At 68.2% G+C, this 18,319-nt stretch carries 17 protein-coding genes; 13 read left to right on the top strand and 4 right to left on the bottom strand.

Features of this window, described 5'->3' with window-relative positions; genetic code table 11:
• Positions 1–9 precede the first annotated feature (9 nt).
• The 4 genes from QWY84_RS13795 to QWY84_RS13780 all read left to right on the top strand — a co-directional run bounded on the left by QWY84_RS13795 (position 10) and on the right by QWY84_RS13780 (position 2,258).
• On the top strand, positions 10–447 hold the full coding sequence (locus QWY84_RS13795; protein WP_290203306.1) for an NfeD family protein: 438 nt from the start codon (positions 10–12) through the stop codon (positions 445–447).
• A gap of 94 nt (positions 448–541) precedes the next feature.
• Positions 542–901, top strand: a complete 360-nt coding sequence (locus QWY84_RS13790; RefSeq protein WP_290203304.1) for a DsrE family protein — start codon at positions 542–544, stop codon at positions 899–901.
• 68 nt (positions 902–969) lie between these two features.
• Entirely contained in the window at positions 970–1,521 is a 552-nt protein-coding gene (locus QWY84_RS13785) for a hypoxanthine-guanine phosphoribosyltransferase (RefSeq protein WP_290203303.1), read from the top strand.
• Positions 1,521–2,258 (top strand): S-methyl-5'-thioinosine phosphorylase, encoded by a 738-nt coding sequence (locus QWY84_RS13780; protein ID WP_290203301.1) that lies wholly within the window; start codon positions 1,521–1,523, stop codon positions 2,256–2,258. Before QWY84_RS13785 ends, QWY84_RS13780 begins: the two co-directional genes overlap by 1 nt.
• A 188-nt stretch (positions 2,259–2,446) precedes the next feature.
• Here QWY84_RS13780 and QWY84_RS13775 read toward each other — a convergent pair whose 3' ends face one another.
• A complete protein-coding gene (locus QWY84_RS13775; RefSeq protein WP_290203300.1) occupies positions 2,447–4,339 on the bottom strand; it encodes an ATP-binding cassette domain-containing protein in 1,893 nt (630 codons plus the stop codon).
• A gap of 110 nt (positions 4,340–4,449) precedes the next feature.
• Between QWY84_RS13775 and QWY84_RS13770 the strand changes: the two genes are divergently transcribed.
• Positions 4,450–5,691, top strand: coding sequence for a cyclic di-GMP phosphodiesterase (locus tag QWY84_RS13770; RefSeq protein WP_290203298.1), 1,242 nt, complete (start codon positions 4,450–4,452; stop codon positions 5,689–5,691).
• On the opposite strand, the gene QWY84_RS13765 is transcribed toward QWY84_RS13770, so the two are convergent.
• Both QWY84_RS13765 and QWY84_RS13760 read right to left on the bottom strand, forming a co-directional pair.
• Positions 5,685–5,915, bottom strand: coding sequence for a SlyX family protein (locus QWY84_RS13765; RefSeq protein ID WP_290203297.1), 231 nt, complete (start codon positions 5,913–5,915; stop codon positions 5,685–5,687). The two genes, QWY84_RS13770 and QWY84_RS13765, sit on opposite strands and share 7 nt — an antisense overlap.
• Positions 5,912–7,813: an ATP-binding cassette domain-containing protein gene (locus tag QWY84_RS13760; RefSeq protein ID WP_290203296.1), complete on the bottom strand. Its 1,902-nt coding sequence runs from the start codon at positions 7,811–7,813 to the stop codon at positions 5,912–5,914. Before QWY84_RS13760 ends, QWY84_RS13765 begins: the two co-directional genes overlap by 4 nt.
• A gap of 158 nt (positions 7,814–7,971) precedes the next feature.
• On the opposite strand from QWY84_RS13760, the gene QWY84_RS13755 reads away from it, so the two are divergent.
• Positions 7,972–10,002: an oxidoreductase gene (locus tag QWY84_RS13755; RefSeq protein WP_290203295.1), complete on the top strand. Its 2,031-nt coding sequence runs from the start codon at positions 7,972–7,974 to the stop codon at positions 10,000–10,002.
• Between the two features lie 13 nt (positions 10,003–10,015).
• On the opposite strand, the gene QWY84_RS13750 is transcribed toward QWY84_RS13755, so the two are convergent.
• The gene (locus QWY84_RS13750) at positions 10,016–10,672 is read right to left on the bottom strand and encodes a hypothetical protein (protein WP_290203294.1); all 657 of its coding nucleotides are present in this window, start codon (positions 10,670–10,672) and stop codon (positions 10,016–10,018) included.
• A 151-nt stretch (positions 10,673–10,823) separates the two neighbouring features.
• On the opposite strand from QWY84_RS13750, the gene recQ reads away from it, so the two are divergent.
• From recQ to QWY84_RS13715, 7 genes are all read left to right on the top strand, one after another.
• Positions 10,824–12,632 (top strand): DNA helicase RecQ, encoded by a 1,809-nt coding sequence (gene recQ / locus QWY84_RS13745; RefSeq protein WP_290203407.1) that lies wholly within the window; start codon positions 10,824–10,826, stop codon positions 12,630–12,632.
• A gap of 240 nt (positions 12,633–12,872) precedes the next feature.
• Positions 12,873–13,853, top strand: a complete 981-nt coding sequence (locus QWY84_RS13740; RefSeq protein WP_290203293.1) for a tetratricopeptide repeat protein — start codon at positions 12,873–12,875, stop codon at positions 13,851–13,853.
• 28 nt (positions 13,854–13,881) lie between these two features.
• Positions 13,882–14,526, top strand: coding sequence for a hypothetical protein (locus QWY84_RS13735; RefSeq protein WP_290203291.1), 645 nt, complete (start codon positions 13,882–13,884; stop codon positions 14,524–14,526).
• Positions 14,527–14,590: 64 nt separating this feature from the next.
• Positions 14,591–15,436: a tetratricopeptide repeat protein gene (locus tag QWY84_RS13730; protein WP_290203290.1), complete on the top strand. Its 846-nt coding sequence runs from the start codon at positions 14,591–14,593 to the stop codon at positions 15,434–15,436.
• Positions 15,437–15,517: 81 nt separating this feature from the next.
• The gene (locus QWY84_RS13725; RefSeq protein WP_290203289.1) at positions 15,518–16,405 is read left to right on the top strand and encodes a tetratricopeptide repeat protein; all 888 of its coding nucleotides are present in this window, start codon (positions 15,518–15,520) and stop codon (positions 16,403–16,405) included.
• Between the two features lie 120 nt (positions 16,406–16,525).
• A complete protein-coding gene (locus tag QWY84_RS13720; RefSeq protein WP_290203288.1) occupies positions 16,526–17,377 on the top strand; it encodes a tetratricopeptide repeat protein in 852 nt (283 codons plus the stop codon).
• A gap of 170 nt (positions 17,378–17,547) precedes the next feature.
• Positions 17,548–18,319: tetratricopeptide repeat protein (locus QWY84_RS13715; RefSeq protein ID WP_290203286.1), on the top strand; the 772-nt coding region annotated here is incomplete at its 3' end.

Here is an 18,319-nt window from a genome sequence, read left to right as displayed (position 1 = left end):
CGAGCCAGCATGACCGGACCTGAATCACGAATCCGCACATTCGCGGCGGCGCCGCTGGTGCGGTACGTGCTGCTCCAGGTCCCTGGTGCGCTGGTCCTGGTGTGCGTGCTCTACATCCTCGTGGATCACGGCTGGCTGGACACGACGGCCGGGCTGTGGGTGCTGGGCCTGTGGGTGGCCAAGGACGCGGCGCTGTACCCGCTGTACCGCCCGGCCCTGACGACGCTTCCCCAGCACTCCGGGGGCTCGGAGCTGCTGGGTGCGACGGGGCGCACGCGCACGGAGGTGGCGGCCTCGGGGCTGATCGTCGTCAACGGCGAGTTCTGGCGCGCCCGCTCGGCCGCCGCGCCCATACCGCCGCGCACCCCGGTGCGGGTCCGCGGCGCCGACGGCCGGGTCCTGGTCGTGGAGCCGGCGCCGCCGGGACGGACCCGTGGCGACGACTGAAGGGCCGGGCAGGCGGGCTCGCCGGGCATGGCCCGGCGGAGTTCGTTGATGTATCGTTGCGCCTTCCCGGAGACGGCTTCGACGAGCGGGCGCCATGGCACAGCGGGTCGTGATCGTGCTGCTGAACACGCCGGCGGACAACGCCGACGCGCCCCTGGCCCAGGCGGCGGTGGCGGCCGCCATGGGCATGGACACCGAGGTGCTGTTCACCGGGGCGGCGGGGCGGATCGCCGTGCGCGGTGTGGCGGCGGCGCAGACGGCCCGTGACGGCAGCATGCGCAGTCTCCACGACGTCATCCGCGACGGCGCTGAGGCGGGCGTGGTCTACCGGATCTGCTCGCCGGCCGTGGCCCGGTTCGGTGACGATCTCATCCCGGAGATCCGCGAGATCGTCGGCGCGGCGTGGCTGATGGGCCGGGTAACGGAGCACGACACCACCGTGCTGACCTACTGAATGCGCCTGCCGCCTGCCAGGCGGGCTACAGCGGTGCCGTCGGCAGGAGTGCAGGCTGGGAGAGTCCAATGGACAAGAACGACGTGCGGGCCACGCTGGACGGGGCGGAACGCCTTCACGACGGTGCGGCCGTGGACAAGGCGCTGGCCCGGATGGCCGCCGAGATCACCGTGGATGTCGCCGACGAGCTGCCGCTGATCCTGTGCGTCATGATCGGCGGGCTGGTTCCCACCGGGCGGCTGCTGCCGCTGATGAACTTCCCCCTGGAGGTCGACTACGTCCACGCTACCCGCTATCGCGGCGAGACCTCAGGCGGCGAGCTGGTCTGGCAGGCGCGCCCGCACACGCCCCTGGCCGGCCGCACCGTGGTGATCATCGACGACATCCTGGACGAGGGGCACACCCTGCGGGAGCTCCAGCAGTACTGCCGCGAGCAGGGCGCCGCCGCGATCCGCACGGCCGTGCTCGTGCGCAAGCGGCACGACCGCTGTGTCCCGGACGTCGCCATCGACTATGTCGGCCTGGAGGTGGACGATCGCTACGTCTTCGGTGCGGGCATGGACTACCACGGCGTGCTGCGCAACGTCGACGGGATCTACGCAATGAAGGAGGAGCACTGATGGGGGTCGCGATCATCGGAGGCACCGGCCTGACCACGCTGGAGAACCTGGAGATCACCCATCGCGAAGTGGTGCACACGCCGTACGGCGAGCCGTCCGGGCCGATCACCCACGGCATCCTGCACGGCCACGAGGTCCTGTTCCTGGCGCGCCACGGCTACGGGCACACCATCCCGCCGCACCGGGTCAACTACCGCGCGAACCTGTGGGCCCTGCAGCACCTGGGCGTCGATCGCCTGTTCGCGGTGGCCGCCGTGGGCGGCATCCACGAGCGCATGGCGCCCGCGCGCATCGCGTTCCCGGACCAGATCATCGACTACACCTGGGGTCGCAGCCACACCTTCTTCGAGGACGATCTCGCGGAGGTGACCCACATCGATTTCACCTATCCCTACGACGACGGCATGCGGCAGCTGCTCATCGACGCCGCCCGCGAGGCGGGCATCGATGCCGAGGAGACGTGCACCTACGGCGCCACCCAGGGCCCACGCCTGGAGACGGCCGCGGAGATCCGGCGCATGCGCAACGACGGTTGCGACCTGGTGGGCATGACCGGCATGCCCGAGGCGGCGCTGGCCCGGGAGCTGGGCATGGGCTATGCGACCAGCGCGGTGGTGGCGAACTGGGCCGCGGGCCTGCAGCCGGCGCCCATCTCCATGGCCGACATCGAGCGCTACCTCCAGGACGGCATGACCGGCGTGCGGCAGCTCCTGGGGGCGCTGATCCCGCGGCTGTAGCCGGCCCGGCCGTCGGCTTTTCCCGGGCCGGACCCGCACCCCGGCAACCACCGCCCCGTAGGAGCGACGTAAGTCGCGACCTCCCAGAGAACCCGATGCTCTGGAAAGTCGCGGCTGAAGCCGCTCCTACAGGGCTTCGGTAAGGCCTGATGGCGGCTTCTGTGGGAGGGGCTTCAGCCCCGACGCTGTCACTCCCCCTCCAGCTCCGCCCACCGCTGGTAGGCCTGCTCCAGCTCCTGTTCCACCTCCTGCAGCCGCTGCGTGGCCCGTGCCACGGCGTCGGCCTCCTGGCGGTGGAACGCCGGATCGGCCATGCGCTCGGACAGCTCCGCCTGCTCCGCTTCCAGCGCCTCGATGCGCCCGGGGAGCTGCTCCAGCTCGCGCTTTTCCTTGTAGCTGAGCTTGCGGGCGGGGGCCGTCTCCGCGGCGGGTTCCCGGGAAGGCGCCGGCGACGCGGCGGGTTTCGCCGGCGCGGAGCCCGGCTGCGGCGGGGCGGGCCGCTGGCGCAGCCAGTCGTTGTAGCCGCCCACGTAGTCACGCAGCTCGCCGTCCGGGTCGAAGGCGATGGTGCCGGTGACCGTGTTGTCCAGGAACTCCCGGTCGTGGCTGACCAGCAGCAGGGTGCCGTCGAAGTTCACCAGCTGCTGCTCCAGCAGGTCCAGGGTCTCCAGGTCCAGGTCGTTGGTGGGCTCGTCGAGCACGAGCACGTTGGCCGGGCGCGTGAACAGGCGGGCCAGCATCAGCCGGCTGCGCTCGCCGCCGGACAGCGACGACACCGGCGACCGCGTCCGCGACGGCTCGAACAGGAAATCCTGGAGATAGCCCACCACGTGGCGCTCCTCGCCGTTGATGTTCACGGTCTCGCGGCCGCCGCCGACGGTGTCGCGGACGGTGGCGTTGGGGTCCAGGGTCTCCCGCAGCTGGTCGAACCAGGCGACCTGCAGGTTGGTGCCGTGGCGGATGCGCCCGGCGCTCGGCTCCAGGTGCCCGAGGAGGATGCGCAGCAGCGTGGTCTTGCCGCAGCCGTTGGGGCCGATGAAGCCCACCTTGTCGCCGCGCTGGATGGTTGTGGAGAAGTCCCGGAACAGCGTCTCGCCGGGGTAGCCGCCGCTGATACGGTCGGCCTCGATGACCAGCTTGCCCGAGCGTTCCGCGGCCTGGGCCTCCAGGCGCGGGTTGCCGGCGCGTTCCCGGCGCTCCCGCCGCTCCTCGCGCATGGCCTTGAGAGCGCGTACGCGGCCCTGGTTGCGCTTGCGCCGGGCCTTGATGCCCTGGCGGATCCACGCCTCCTCTTTGGCCAGCTTGCGGTCGAAGCGCTCCTGCTGCTGCTGTTCCGCTTCCAGCGCGGCTTCGCGGCGGCCGAGGTAGGTGTCGTAGTCGCCGGGCCAGCTGGTCAGCTGCCCGCGGTCGAGCTCCAGGATGCGCGTCGCCAGCCGCCGGAGAAAGGCGCGGTCGTGGGTGATGAACAGGACGGTGCCGCGGAAGCCCAGGAGCATCCGCTCGAGCCGGTCCACGGAGTCGATGTCCAGGTGGTTGGTGGGCTCGTCCAGCAGCAGCAGGTCCGGCTCGTTCACCAGCGCCCGGGCCAGCAGGACCCGCCGCCGGCGCCCGCCGGAGAGCTGGTCGAAGGGCAGGTCGCCGGACAGCTCCAGGCGGCTGAGCACGGCGTCGATGCGCGCGGCGAGCTGCCAGCCGCCGGCGGTCTCGATGCGCTGCTGCACGGCCTGGAGCTCGTCGCCGGCGTCGTCGTCGCCGGCAGCCATGCGCGCGCTGAGCTCCTCCCAGCGCTGCAGGTCCGCGCCCGGCTGCCCCAGGCCCTCGGCGACCACGTCGCGGACCGAGCGATCCCCGAGACCCGGCACGTCCTGCTCCATGCGCGCGACATGGACGCCGTCCGGGCGGATGACCCGGCCGCTGTCCGGCTCCTGGCTGCCCTCGATGACCTTCATGAGGGTGGACTTGCCCGTGCCGTTGCGGCCCAGCAGGCAGATGCGCTCCCCGGGCTGGACCTCCAGGTAGACGTGGTCGAGCACGGGCGGACCGCTGAATGCGAGCGTGATATCCTGCAGTTGCAGTAGCACTGTTCCTCCGTGGGAGCGGGGCGAGGCCCGCAAGAGCAGGCCCGAGAGCGTGAGGCGAGACAGTAACAGAATGGATCGGGGAGCGGGACCTCCCTGCAGCGGACGCGAGTATGAGCGAGCAACGAATCCCGGCGGACAAGCTGCGAATCGGGATGTACGTATCCGCGCTGGATCGCCCGTGGGTGGAGACCCCGTTCCTGTTCCAGGGCTTCACCGTGGAGAACGAGGCCGACCTGGCGCAGCTGCGCTCGCTGTGCATGGAAGTCGTGGTGGATGCCGAACGCTCCCGGGTGAAGATTCCGCCGCCGCGAGCCGTGGCCCCGGTGGTTCGCGAGCGCCGCGAGAACCGGGCGGAGTTCCGCGAGGCGGTTCACACGGCCTCGCGCAGCCGTGAGCGTGCCCGGCGCTTCGTCAAGGGGCTGTTCAGCGACATCCGCCTGGGGCGGAGCGTCGACACCGACGAGGCCCAGGCCGTTGTCAGCGACATGCTGGGCAACATCGCCCGGGACGCCAGCGCCAGCCTCTGGATCACCAACCTCAAGAACCGGGACGAGTACACCTCGCTCCACTGCCTCAACGTCTGCGTGCTGACCCTGGCCTTCTGCCAGCACCTCGGCTATTCCCGCGACGAGCTGGAGCAGATCGGCCTCGGTGCGCTGCTGCACGACGTCGGCAAGACCTTCACCCCGAAGGAGATCCTCAACAAGCCCGGGCCGCTCACCGACGAGGAGTTCGCGGTGATGCAGCGCCATCCCGTGGATGGCTACGACGTGCTGCGCTCGGCGGGGAACATCCCGGAAATGGCCCTCAAGATCGTGCGTTCCCACCACGAGCGCATCAACGGCAAGGGCTACCCCGACGGGCTCGCGGGCCCCTCCATCCCGGAACCCGTGCTGGCGGTGGGCATCGCCGACTCCTACGACGCCATGACCAGCGACCGCGTCTACCGCGACGGCATGGCCGCGGAGAAGGCCCTGGGGATTCTCCACGACGAGTCGCCGGAGCTGTTCGGGCAGACGTTCATGGAGGCCTTCATCCGCTGCGTCGGCATCTATCCGGTGGGCAGCGTCGTCGAGCTCGACAGCGGCGCCCTGGGGCTGGTGATCTCCGTGGAGCCGGAGCACCGCCTGGCGCCGCGGGTCCTGCTGCTGCGCACGGCGGAGGGGGAGACGCTGCAGGAGCGCCGCATCCTGGACCTGGTCTCGCGCGCCGATCACATGCGCGTGCGGCGCGTGGTCAGCCCGGCCGAGACGGGAGTGGACGTGCAGGCCGTGATGCTCATGGAGTCGGGCATGGTGCCGCCGGGCCACCTGCCGGTGGACGTCGCCCGTAAGGGCCGGCCCTTTCAGTAATGCGGCGGGGGCGGCTCCGGGTCGTCGCTGTCGCCTTCTTCCCCGGAGCTGTTGTTCTCCTCGACGCTCTCCAGCCGCCGGCGCAGCGATTCCATCTGCTCGTGCATCCGGTCCAGGATGCGCTGCTGCCGGACCAGGCTGTCGGTGAGGGAATCGATGGTGTCTTCCTGGTGCGTGATGCGGATCTCCAGGTCCGCAATGCACGCATCGTGATCGTCGCTCATGCCGAGTCCTCCGCCCCCTCGAGGCGTTCCTGGGCCGCCATCCAGTCCGATTCGGCCTGCTCCATGGCGGCCTGCAGCCGCGCCTGCTCCGCGAGCAGGGCCTGCAGGTCGTCGCTGCGCTCGGGCTCGTACAGGGCCGGTTCCGCCAGCTGGTCCTCCATGGCGCGCAGGCGTGCGGACAGGTCGTCGACGCTTTTCTCCAGGCGCTCGACCTCCCGCCGCAGCGGCTGGAGTTCGCGCCGCGCCCTGGCCTTCTGCTGGCGCTCCTGGCGGCGCTTGCCGGAACCGGTCGCCGCGCCCGTGGAGGCGCCGGTATCGCTGCCCGCGGAGCGCCGCTGGGCCAGCCAGCGGGCGTAGTCGTCCAGGTCGCCGTCGAAGACGTCGGCCCGGCCGTCGGCGACCAGCAGCAGCCGGTCGGTGGTGCTGCGCAGCAGGTGCCGGTCGTGGGCGATCACCACCAGGGCGCCCTGGTACTCCTGCAGGGCCATGGTCAGGGCATGGCGCATGTCCAGGTCCAGGTGGTTGGTGGGCTCGTCCAGCAGCAGCAGGTTGGGGCGCTGGTAGACCAGCATGGCCAGGACCAGGCGGGCCTTCTCGCCGCCGGAGAACGGCGCCACCGGCTGCAGCGCCATGTCCCCCTGGATGCCGAAGCCGCCCAGGAACTTGCGCAGGTCCAGCTCGCGCGCCTTGGGGTCCAGCCGCTGCAGGTGCAGCACCGGCGAGGCCTCGGCATCCAGCTGCTCCAGCTGGTGCTGCGCGAAGTAGCCAATGCGCAGCTGGTGCGCGCCCTGGCGCTCACCGGCAAGCAGCGGCTGCTCACCGGCCAGCAGGCGCACCAGGGTGGACTTGCCGGCGCCGTTGGGCCCGAGGATGCCCATGCGGTCGCCGGGCGCCAGGGACAGCTCGATGTTCTCGACCACCGGTGTGCCCTGGTAGCCCGCGGCCGCCTTGTCCATGACCAGCAGGGGCCGGGGTAGATGCTCCGGGGCCCGGAAGCTGAACTGGAACGGCGAGTCGATGTGCGCCGGGCCGACCACCTCCATGCGCTCCAGCGCCTTGACCCGGCTCTGGGCCTGGCGCGCCTTGTTGGCCTGGGCGCGGAAGCGGTCGATGAAGCGCTGGATGCGGGCGATCTCCGCCTGCTGCTTCTCGAAGGCGGCCTGCTGCTGGGCGAGCCGCTCGGCGCGCTGGCGCTCGAAATCGGAGTAGTTGCCGGTGTAGCTGTGTAGGCCGCGGTGCTCCAGGTGCAGGATGCGGCCGGTGACGGCGTCCAGGAAATCCCGGTCGTGGGCGATGAGCAGCAGCGTGCCCGGGTAGCCGCGCAGCCAGTCCTGGAGCCAGAGCACTGCGTCCAGGTCCAGGTGGTTGGTGGGCTCGTCCAGCAGCAGCACGTCCGAGCGGCACATCAGCGCCCGGGCGAGGTTGAGGCGCATGCGCCAGCCGCCGGAGAACGACGATACCGGCGTGTCTTCCTGCTCCGGCGAGAAGCCCAGGCCGTGCATCAATGCCCCGGCCCGGGCCCGGGCGCTGTAGCCCTCGATGGCGTCGATGCGCCCGTGCAGGGCGGCCATGCGCTCGCCGTCGCCGGCGGCCTCCGCATGCTCCAGCTCGGCCTCGATCTGGCGCAGCTCGGCGTCGCCGTCCATGACGAACTCCACCGCCGGCCGCGAGGTGGCCGCCATTTCCTGGGCCACGTGGGCCATGATCAGCCCCGGGGGCATGGAGCATTCGCCGGCGTCCGGCTGGAGCTCGCCGCGGATCAGCGCGAACAGGCTCGACTTGCCGGTGCCGTTGGCGCCCACCACGCCCACGCGCTCGCCCGGGCGGATGACGGCGTTGGCATTCTCGATCAGGGCCTCGCGGCCGCGGCGCAGGGTAAGATTGACCAGGTTCAGCATGGCGCGGAGTGTACCAGTCCGGCCGTGGTGCGGGCACTGGATCGTGCTACGTCCTGAGAGGTTTGCAGGACGTGCAGGAACGCAGCCGTTGCGGTAGTGTCGGGCTCCGACCGGATCACCCGCCACTGCTGTGCCCCGGCGGGCCAGGGATCGACCGCATGAGCCAACAGTACCCGCACCTGACGCAACCCCTGGATCTGGGATACACCCGGTTGCCCAACCGGGTGCTCATGGGGGCCATGTACACCGGCCTGGAGGAGCGTCGCCGGGACTACGAGAGCCTCGCCGTATACCTCGCCGAGCGCGCCCGCGGTGGCGTCGGGCTCATGGTCACCGGGGGCATCGCGCCCAACCGGGCCGGCTGGCTCGCCCCGTTCTCGGCGCGCCTGGCCAGCGGCTTCCAGGTGGGCCGCCATCGACTGGTGACCCGGGCGGTGCACGACGAGGGCGGCCGCATCTGTATGCAGATCCTGCATGCCGGGCGCTACGGCGACCATCCCCTGGCCGTCGCGCCTTCCGCCGGGCGTGCCCCCGGCAACCGGTTCCGGCCGCGGCGCCTGGGCGGCACGGGCGTCCAGCGCCAGATCGAGGCCTTCGCCCGCTGCGCGTCGCTGGCCCGGGAGGCGGGCTACGACGGCGTCGAGATCATGGGCGCCGAGGGCTATCTCATCAACCAGTTCCTGGCGCCGCGGACGAACCACCGCCGCGACCGATGGGGCGGGCCCCTCGGCAACCGCATGCGCTTTCCGCTGGAGATCCTCCGCCGGGTGCGCGCCGCCGTGGGGCACGACTTCATCGTCATCTTCCGCCTGTCCATGCTGGACCTGGTCGCCGGCGGCGGCACCGCCGAGGAGGTGGTCACGCTGGCCCGGGCGGTGGACGAGGCCGGCGCCACGCTCATCAGCACCGGCATCGGCTGGCACGAGGCCCGCGTGCCCACGGTTCAGACCGGCGTGCCCCGGGCCGCGTTTACCGGGATCACCGCCCGGGTGCGCGCGGCCGTGCGCACGCCGGTGGTCGCCGCCAACCGCATCAACATGCCCGCGGAGGCCGAGGCGGTGCTGGAGCGCGGCGACGCCGACCTGGTCTCCCTGGCGCGCCCGCTGCTGGCCGATCCGGACTGGGTGACGAAGACGGCCCACGGTCGCACTAACGAGATCAATACCTGCATCGCCTGCAACCAGGACTGCCTGGACCGGGTGTTCCGGCGCGGCTATGCCACCTGCCTGGTGAACCCGCGCGCCTGCCGGGAAACCGAGCTCAACCTGGTGCCGACCCGGTTTCCGCGCCGCGTGGCGGTGGTGGGCGCCGGCCCGGCGGGGCTCGCCTGCGCCACCGGCCTGGCCGAGCGAGGCCACGAGGTGAGCCTGTTCGATGCCGCCGAGGCCATCGGGGGGCAGTTCAACATGGCCCGGCGGATCCCCGGCAAGGAGGAGTTCGCGGAGACCCTGCGGTACTTCCGCACGCGCATCGGGTCCATCGGGGTGGATCTGCGCCTGGGGCGCCACGTCGGCCCGGACGACCTGCTCGGCGAGGATTTCGAGGAGATTGTCGTGGCCACCGGTGTGACCCCCCGCGTGCCGGCGATACCGGGGCTGGATCACCCGCGCGTGCACTCGTATGCGGAGGCGCTGCTGGGCGGCCGCGAGCTCGGCGAACGGGTCGCCATCATCGGCGCCGGGCGCGTGGGCTTCGATGTCGCCGAATTCCTGACCGCCGCAGGCTCGGCAGCGGCCACGGATCCGGACGCCTTCTTCCGCGAGTGGGGCGTGGACCCGGCCGCCGGAGTGCCCGGCGGGGTGGAGGGCGTGGCATCGGCACCGCCGAGCCCGGCCCGTGAGGTATATCTGCTCCAGCGCAGCCCCGGCAAGCCCGGCGCAAGTCTGGGCACGACCACGGGCTGGGTGCAGCGGGCCCGCCTGCGCGAACGGGGCGTGCACATGCTTGCCGGGGTGAGCTACGAGCGCATGGACGACGACGGCCTGCATGTCCAGGTGGAGGATCAGCCGCGCACCCTCGCCGTGGACGATGTGGTCGTCTGCGCGGGACAGGAACCCGTACAGGAGCTGGTGTCTGCGCTGGCCGGCTGCGGACGGCCGGTGCACGTCATCGGCGGCAGCCGCACCGTCGAGGGCCTGGACGCCGGCCGGGCGTTCGAGGAGGGGACGCGCCTGGCCGCTACGCTGTGACAGGCATGCGTGCCTACTCCCAGCCCTCGACGACGGCCGCGGTATCCTCGTCCAGCGACCGGGCCAGCAGGCCCGACTGCGTGACCCGGACGCGGTAGCGGGCGCCGTCGCGCATGGGCAGGTAGGTGGCGCTGCCGTAGACGGCATCCACCCAGGGCACGTACTCGCTGTTGTTGCGCACCAGCGACCACAGGTCCAGGCCCTCGTCGGCGCCCAGCTCATGGACGCTGCGGCGGTCGTTGCGCTCCTGCTCCACGTCCGCGTAGCGGCCGCTGAGGCGCTCCAGGCGATAGCGGCTGTCCAGCCCCGCGAGCATGCCCGGCCCGCGCCATTTCAGCATGCGGGCGTCCACCTGCCACTGGTCGCCGTGGACGCGGAAGCGCTCCACCACCGGCGTGTCCGGGTACTCGATGATGGCCGTGTACAGCTGCTCGTCCTCCTGGATGAAGCGGATGTCCAGGACATCCCGTTCCCGTGTGAGGCGATCGTAGGTGTGCAGGTGGGCGCCGACGCTGCCCGCGGTGATGCCGGCGGCGATCAGAACGACGCCGAAAATGCAGTGGCCGCAGCCGTTGCCGAAGCGCAGCCGGCACAGGCGCACGACGCCCAGGATCAGCAGGAGTACGCCGAGTCCTGCGGCCACGAGCGCCCCGGTACTCATCCACGTCATGATGCTCTCCGTTTCCCTGTGCCGTATCATGCCCGGGCCAGGCCGACGATGCCATTGTCCGGGTTCCCGGACCTTGGCACGTTCTATCGTACAGCGGCCGGGCCGTACAGGGGAGCGCATCATTCATACCGTGGACCGGGCAACAGGCAGCATGGAACGGGACCCGGAGACCCTTCTCCACAGCGTCTTCGGCTTCGAGCAGTTCCGCCCCCTGCAGAAGCAGGTGGTGGACCATGTCATGGACGGCGGCGATGCCCTGGTGCTCATGCCTACCGGCGGCGGCAAGTCGCTGTGCTACCAGATTCCGGCCATGGCGCGCGGCGGGACGGGCATCGTCGTCTCGCCGCTGATCGCGCTCATGGACGACCAGGTCGCCGCCCTGGTGCAAAGCGGCGTGCGCGCGGCGTGCCTGCACTCGGGGCTGGCCGCCGGCGAGGCCCGGGCCATCGAGCAGGAGCTGCTCACCGGCGAGCTGGACCTGCTCTACGTCGCCCCGGAACGGCTGCTCACGCCGCGCATGCAGGAGCTGTTGCAGCGCGCCGAGCCGGCGCTGTTCGCCATCGACGAGGCCCACTGCGTCTCCCAATGGGGCCACGACTTCCGCCCGGAGTACCTGCAGCTCGCCGTGCTGGGGCGCCAGTGGCCGCACGTGCCGCGCCTGGCGCTGACCGCGACGGCGGACCCGCGCACCCGGGAGGAGATCCTGGAGCGCCTGGAGATGCCCGCCGCCGAGCGCTTCATCTCCAGCTTCGATCGACCCAACATCCGCTACCGGGTCACCGAGAAGAAGAACGCCCGCCAGCAGCTCAAGGCCTTCCTGGAGAACGAGCAGCGGGGCAACGCCGGCATCGTCTACTGCCTGTCGCGCAAGAAGGTGGACGACACGGCGGAGTGGCTGCAGGGGCAGGGCTGGGAGGCGCTGCCCTACCACGCCGGGCTGTCCGCCGAGCAGCGCCGCCGCCACCAGGACCGCTTCCTCAGCGGCGATGCCGTGATCATGGTGGCCACCATCGCCTTCGGCATGGGCATCGACAAGCCCGACGTGCGCTTCGTCGCCCACCTGGACCTGCCGCGCAGCCTGGAGGCGTACTACCAGGAGACCGGCCGCGCCGGCCGCGACGGCCTGCCGGCCGACGCCTGGCTGGTCTATGGCCTCCAGGACGTGATCCTGCTGCGGCAGATGATCGAGTCCTCCGGGGCCGACGCCGAGCGTCGCCGGGTGGAGCGCCAGAAGCTCGAGGACATGCTGGGCTTCTGCGAGCTCGCCAACTGCCGCCGGCAGGCGCTGCTGGCCCATTTCGGCGAGACCGACCATCCGCCGTGCGGCAACTGCGACACCTGCCAGGAGCCGCCGGAGACCTGGGACGCCACCGACGCCGCCCGCAAGGCGCTGTCCTGCGTCTGGCGCACCGGCCAGCGCTTCGGCGTCACTCACCTGGTCAACGTGCTCCAGGGCGCGGACCAGGAGCGCATCCGCCAGCTCGGCCACGACCGCCTGAGCACCTGGGGCATCGGCGAGGACATGGACACCGCCCAGTGGCGCGGCGTGTTCCGGCAGCTGGTGGCCCACGGCCTGCTCACCGTGGACCCCGACGGCTACGGCGCCCTGCGGCTCACCGAGCAGTGCCGTCCCGTGCTCCGCGGCGAGACCCGGCTGACCCTGCGCCTGGACCGCAAGCCGCGCAAGGCCGGCCGGCGCCAGCGCCAGCCCGGCGAGGGGCTGCAGGACGCCGCCAGCCACGAGCTCTTCGAGGCCCTGCGCGCCTGCCGGCGGCGCCTGGCGGAGGAGCAGGGCATTCCCCCCTACATGGTCTTCCATGACAGCACGCTCATGGAAATGGTCGCCGCCCGCCCCGAGACCCGCGAGGCGCTGGCCGCCGTCAACGGCGTCGGCGAGCACAAGCTGGAGCGCTACGGCGACGAATTCCTGGAGGCGATCCGGGAAGTGATCACCTCGTGACCGGGCGCGTGTAGGACGATTCCTACAGAATCGATCGACGTCTTCCGATTGCACGGCTCGGTGGGCACCGGCAGATTACGACCGAGACAACCCTGGAGCCACTTGCCACGGATCGGCCGGCCCCGTCCCGCCCTCGTCTCCGAGGCCGCCCGCTTCCTGGCTCATGGTCCATTGCCGCCATCGTGGTGACAGCTTCGGTACGGATACCGCAAGGAAATGCGAAGGAGTCGCCTTGTGTATATGAGTTCAGCACCCCTTTCCCGCAACACCCCGGGATCCGGCGCCGTATGCGCCGGGGTCCTCGCCGGCTTTCTTTTTCTGTTGATCGCAGGCTGTGCCAGTAACGACGCGGCCGAAGAGAGCGAACGAGCTAGCGCGGACGTCGGTCACGGCGCCCCGGCGGAGCTGGTGCGAGCCGCGGAAGACGACGAAGCCCGGGCCCAGTACCGTCTCGGCATGATGTATCTTTCGGGCGAGGGCGCGGAACGCGACAGCGATGCAGCCGAGCACTGGTTGCGTCGCGCTGCTCGGCAGGGCCACCTGGAGGCGCAAATGGAGCTGGCCCGCCTCTACTACAACGGCCAGCACGTGGCGCGGAATCCGCGTGCGGCGGCCTACTGGTTCCGCCAGGCGGCGGAGCAGGGTGAGGGTGAGGCGCAGTATGCGCTCTACAACATGCTGTTCCAGGGAGTCGGTGGAGATATTCACGTGCGGCCGGCGATGGGCTGGGCCTACCGTGCGGCCAGGGCGGGCCACGAAGGCGGAAGGCAGGCGTGGCGCAATCGCAACATGATCCTCCCGCCCTCGGTGAACAATGAGATCCAGCGAATAACCGAGCAAGGCGAGTGGCCGCCGTTTCCGAAATTCTCCAAAGATGAGGCGGAGCGTCTGAGAGAGGGGGTTACTGGGCACGAGGCCGGTACGGACGACAGCCGTGGGCAAGGGGTACGAGTGCGAATCCGGTTTCCGGACGGCACGGAAGTGCGCATCCGGGGCGTCGAGGAGATGCGTAGCGCGCTTCCTGTGGACGGAACCACGCTCCCCTGGATTTCCTATGAGGTGGTGGAGATCACCAGGGTTATCAGGCAAGCGCGCAAGCACCTCCGGGGTGACGCGGACGTGGTGGAGACGAGCGTCATGACGGAATTGCCGCTGGATGGCGACCGGCGACTGCGCTCGGTGCTGCGGTCGTATGTCTCGGAGGGTGCCCGGGATACGTAACGCCCGACGCAGGTCATGCCGCGCCCGCATGGCGGCGCAGCGAGATCGGCAGCGTGTGGATTGTGCGGAAGCGGAAGGGGAAGGCGAGGCAATCATGGATGACAGGAGATTCCGGAATCCGCGGGATCTGGAAGCGCGTACCTGGGGATTCCCGAAGCGGGTGAGAAATCTCCCGCGCCCGGGCACAGCGAAATGGGGCGCCGCATTGGCAGGGGCTGCGCTCGGCATTGACCTTGTCGCCGTTGCTGGCGGCTTTGCTGCCGCCAACCTGCTCCTGGCAGGCAGGCTGATTCCGTCCTTACCCCTGCTGGTCGTGCTTTTTCTCTATGCGTGGGTCGTCCTCGCGGCGATGGACGGGCGGAGATGGGCCAGCCGGCTGTTCACGTTCCTCGTGGGACTCAGCGTTCTGGCCTTCGTGGCCGATTACTCGGCCATTATGTCGGGTGAGACGCTGACGATGCTCCTTCTGTTCGTAACCACCGAGTTTGGGAGCATCTATATGGAGCCCCGGTGGGTTTATCCAGCCGTCAACGTCATGGTCCTGGGGTTACAGGTCGGAGCCGTGATCCTGTTCTTCACGACCAGCGCGAGGCGGTGGTTCAGGAAAAACAGCTATCACCTTCGCACGAAGGCAAAGTCGGGCTGGACAGGATACGGAGCCGAGATCGACTGACTGGCAAGCAATTCCCATGGGCGGAGGACGCTGTGTCGATTCTCAATGGAAGGGATTGAAGGCCATGCGGACGGATCCGATGCCCTACCTTCGAAGCATTTCTGATTTTCTGACTGGGCGCAGTACCGTTTTGTTTGTCGGTCTCTTGCTATGCGTAGCCACGGAAATGGCCGTTGCTGATACGGCGGCGGGCGTGGAGGCGTTCGAAGCCGGAAACTACGAAACCGCCTACGAAGAACTCAACCCAGAAGCAGAGGCCGGAGACCCGGTAGCGCAATACTACCTTGGTGGAATGTACCTACAAGGCAGTTATGTAGAGAAAGATCTTGAGCGGGCGAGGCATTGGCTCCGGTCGGCCTCGGAGCAATCGCACGCGCCGGCAAAGCTGGAGCTTGGGTATATGTATTCCAATGGAATTGGTGTTGCGACCGACAATGAAAAGGCCGTCTTTCTGTATCGAGAGGCTGCGGAGGCTGGGGATGCTATCGCGCAGCGCAATCTAGGCCTGATGTATGAAGAAGGTGAGGGCGTCGAGCGCGATGCGGAGTTGGCTGCCAGATGGTTTCGCCGGGCTGCGGAGCAGGGGGATGCCGTAGCACAGAGGCTGCTGGGGACGGCGTATATGTGGGGCAGTGGCGTCGAGCAGGATTACGGCCAGGGTGTGCAGTGGTTTCTCGAAGCCGCCCGACAGGGGGATAGCCAGGCCCAGTACATGCTTTACAACGCCCACATCCAGGGGCTCGGTGTGCCGCAGGATCCGGTTGAGGCGTTCAAATGGGCGAAGATCGCGGCGGACAACGGCCACGACTGGGCGACAGCCGAGTGGTCGGAGACATGGCAGTGGTTCCTGGATGAGGAGGGCCGCCGGGAGGCGGCCCGGCGAGCCGAACAGTGGCAGCGCACGCACTAAGTGCGCGGCACAGATTTGCCATTAGTGGGTTTGCGGTGCGCGGAGCACGTGGTGTAATTTTTCCATACAAGGACGAAGGCCATGCGGACGGATCCGATGCCCTACCTTCGAATCATCTCTGATCCTCTGGCCGGGCGCGGTAGTGCGCTGGTTATCAGTTTATTGCTTTGCATAGCCATCGACGTGGCCGTCGCCGATACGGCGGCGGGTGTGGAGGCGTTCGAGTCCGGAAACTACGAAAAGGCCTACGAAGAACTCATGCCGGAGGCCGAGGCGGGGGATGCCGAGGCGCAGTTCTACGTCGCAAAGCTCTATGGCAGCGGTTACGGAGTTTCTGAGAATTTGGATGTAGCGAACCAGTGGCTGCAGCGTTCGGCCCAACAGGGCTATACAGATGCACTGGTAGGACTTGGTTATGTTTATTCAAACGGTCTCGGGGTTGATGTCGACAAGGAACGCGCCGTCGAGTTGTATCGGGAAGCGGCACAAAAAGGCGAGTCAGCAGCTCAATCCAATCTCGGCCTGATGTACAAGGAAGGCGAAGGCGTGGAGCGGGATTACCAGTTGGCTGGGCAGTGGTTTCGTCGGGCTGCGGAGCAAGGGGATGTGGTGGCCCAGACGGAGCTTGCGGGGTTGTACTACGACGGGTTTCGGTTTGAGCAGAATCTGCGCAAGGCCGCGTACTGGTTTCGTCAGGCCGCGGAGGCGGGCAATGCCGAGGCCCAGTATGCGCTGTACAACATGCTGCTCCAGGGGCTAGGTGGGCAGTCGGATGTGGTTGCTGCGTACACATGGGCACGGTATGCCGCGGAGCAGGGTTACCCGGGCGGAGAACAGGCCTGGGAGCATCGCGAGTACTTCTTGGGCGACGAGCGAGAGCGGCAGGTCGTGAGGCAAGTGGAGGCGGAGCAGTGGCCGGAGCTGCCGTCGTTCTCGGCGCGGGAGGCTGCGGAACTAAAGGAGGAGTGAGGCGAGCTGAGCAGTGGCCGGCAGGGGGCGTACTAATTGCGCGGGACTGCCCGTTGCCGGGCGGGTTTGCGTGTCGCGAAGATCGTGGTGTAGTTTTCTATAAAGACAGGGACGAAGGCCATGCGGACGGATCCGATGCCCTACCTTCGAAGCATTTCTGAATATCTGACCGGGCGCGCTAGTGCGCTGGGTATCAGTTTATCCCTTTGCATAGCCATGGATGTGGCCGTTGCCGATACGGCGGCGGGTGTGGAAGCGTTCGAATCCGGAAATTTCGATAAGGCCTACGAGGAGCTTAGACCGGAGGCCGAAGCGGGCGACCCCGAGGCGCAGTACTATCTCGGTGGTATGTACTTACAGGGGAGTCATGTAGAACAGGATCTGGAGCGCGCGAGGCATTGGCTTCGCTCGGCCTCCGAGCAATCCCACGCAGCCGCCAAGTTGGAACTTGGATACCTGTATTCCAACGGAATCGGCGTCGCTACCGACAATGAGAAGGCCGCGTCCCTATACCGGGCGGCCGCGGAGGCGGGCAATTCCATGGCTCAGCGCAATCTCGGTTTGATGTACGAGGAAGGTGAGGGAGTGGAGCGGGACTACGAGCTGGCGGTGACCTGGTTTCACCGAGCGGCGGTTCAGGATGACGATGTGGCTGCTTACAAACTTGGGGAACTGTTCTACTACGGCCGTGGATCATTGGAGCTTGATTACCGCATGGCCCATCGCTGGTTCGGGCGGGCTGCGCTGGCGGGCAATGCCGATGCGCAGTACGCCATTGGTGGATTGTATCTCCAAGGACTGGGTGTGCCGAACAACAATGTTGTCGCCTATACATGGAGGTTGTTTGCGGCGAGGCAGGGTCATCGTGTGGCGCAGCGCTCGTGGGAGAATGCGCACTGGTTCATTAATGAACGGGAGAAGGAACTCATCCGGGCACGGGTGGAACGCGGGGAGATGCCTGCTGTGCGATGATTTCACCATGAATGGCGAAGTCGTATAGGGCGGCCAGGGATGGATCGACATATAGATGCCAAAGATGCCTATTCCGTGAGCGTTCATGACCCTCGGCGTTCGCCCGTCTTGGGGGTGGTTTGCGGTGCGCGGAGCACGTGGTGTAATTTTTCCATACAAGGACGAAGGCCATGCGGACGGATCCGATGCCCTACCTTAGAAGCATTTCTGATCTTCTGACCGGACGCGGTAGTGCGCTGGTTATCAGCTTATCCCTTTGCATAGCCATGGATGTGGCTTTTGCCGATACGGCGGCGGGTTTGGAGGCGTTTGACGCGGGTGAGTATCGCGAAGCTTTTGAGGAATTGAAGCCGGCTGCAGAGGAAGGTGATCCGGTTGCGCAGCTTCGCTTGGCGGAACTCTACCTTAAGGGGCTTGGCGTGGAAGAAAGTGTTGCGAAAGCGACGCAATGGCTCCAGAGCAGTAGCGCGGCGGGAAATGCCCTGGCTCAGTTAAGTCTCGGGTACAGCTATGCACACGGTATCGGCGTAGAACAGGATCTGAGCAAGGCAGCCAGTCTATACCGTAAATCTGCGCAACAAGGGAATGCCCAAGCGCAGCGCAATCTTGGCCTGATGTACAGAGAAGGCGAGGGTGTCGAGCGGGATACGGAGCTAGCTGTCAGGTGGTTTCGTCGGGCTGCCGAGCAAGGGGACGCCGTAGGGCAAAGGTTATTGGGGACGGAGTACATGTGGGGTAGCGGCGTCAAACAGGACTACGGCCAGGGTGTGCAGTGGTTTCTCGAAGCCGCCCGACAGGGGGATAGCCAGGCCCAGTACATGCTCTATAGCGCCCACATCCAGGGGCTCGGTGTGCCGCAGGATCCGGTTGAGGCGTTCAAATGGGCGAAGATCGCGGCGGACAACGGCCACGACTGGGCGACAGCCGAGTGGTCGGAGACAT

It is taken from the genome of Aquisalimonas lutea (assembly GCF_030409225.1).
Taxonomy (GTDB): domain Bacteria; phylum Pseudomonadota; class Gammaproteobacteria; order Nitrococcales; family Aquisalimonadaceae; genus Aquisalimonas; species Aquisalimonas lutea.
The sequence above is the reverse complement of the archived record's forward strand: the minus strand, read 5'-3'. Positions and strand labels throughout refer to the sequence as shown.

What these genes read in the sequence shown, in the direction of transcription:
- QWY84_RS13795 (WP_290203306.1), top strand. Translation starts at nt 10, where the DNA reads ATGACCGGACCTGAATCACGAATCCGCACATTCGCGGCGGCGCCGCTG.
- QWY84_RS13790 (WP_290203304.1), top strand. Translation starts at nt 542, where the DNA reads ATGGCACAGCGGGTCGTGATCGTGCTGCTGAACACGCCGGCGGACAAC.
- QWY84_RS13785 (WP_290203303.1), top strand. Translation starts at nt 970, where the DNA reads ATGGACAAGAACGACGTGCGGGCCACGCTGGACGGGGCGGAACGCCTT.
- QWY84_RS13780 (WP_290203301.1), top strand. Translation starts at nt 1,521, where the DNA reads ATGGGGGTCGCGATCATCGGAGGCACCGGCCTGACCACGCTGGAGAAC.
- QWY84_RS13770 (WP_290203298.1), top strand. Translation starts at nt 4,450, where the DNA reads ATGAGCGAGCAACGAATCCCGGCGGACAAGCTGCGAATCGGGATGTAC.
- QWY84_RS13765 (WP_290203297.1), bottom strand. Translation starts at nt 5,915, where the DNA reads ATGAGCGACGATCACGATGCGTGCATTGCGGACCTGGAGATCCGCATC.
- QWY84_RS13760 (WP_290203296.1), bottom strand. Translation starts at nt 7,813, where the DNA reads ATGCTGAACCTGGTCAATCTTACCCTGCGCCGCGGCCGCGAGGCCCTG.
- QWY84_RS13755 (WP_290203295.1), top strand. Translation starts at nt 7,972, where the DNA reads ATGAGCCAACAGTACCCGCACCTGACGCAACCCCTGGATCTGGGATAC.
- QWY84_RS13750 (WP_290203294.1), bottom strand. Translation starts at nt 10,672, where the DNA reads ATGACGTGGATGAGTACCGGGGCGCTCGTGGCCGCAGGACTCGGCGTA.
- recQ (WP_290203407.1), top strand. Translation starts at nt 10,824, where the DNA reads ATGGAACGGGACCCGGAGACCCTTCTCCACAGCGTCTTCGGCTTCGAG.
- QWY84_RS13740 (WP_290203293.1), top strand. Translation starts at nt 12,873, where the DNA reads ATGAGTTCAGCACCCCTTTCCCGCAACACCCCGGGATCCGGCGCCGTA.
- QWY84_RS13735 (WP_290203291.1), top strand. Translation starts at nt 13,882, where the DNA reads ATGGCGGCGCAGCGAGATCGGCAGCGTGTGGATTGTGCGGAAGCGGAA.
- QWY84_RS13730 (WP_290203290.1), top strand. Translation starts at nt 14,591, where the DNA reads ATGCGGACGGATCCGATGCCCTACCTTCGAAGCATTTCTGATTTTCTG.
- QWY84_RS13725 (WP_290203289.1), top strand. Translation starts at nt 15,518, where the DNA reads ATGCGGACGGATCCGATGCCCTACCTTCGAATCATCTCTGATCCTCTG.
- QWY84_RS13720 (WP_290203288.1), top strand. Translation starts at nt 16,526, where the DNA reads ATGCGGACGGATCCGATGCCCTACCTTCGAAGCATTTCTGAATATCTG.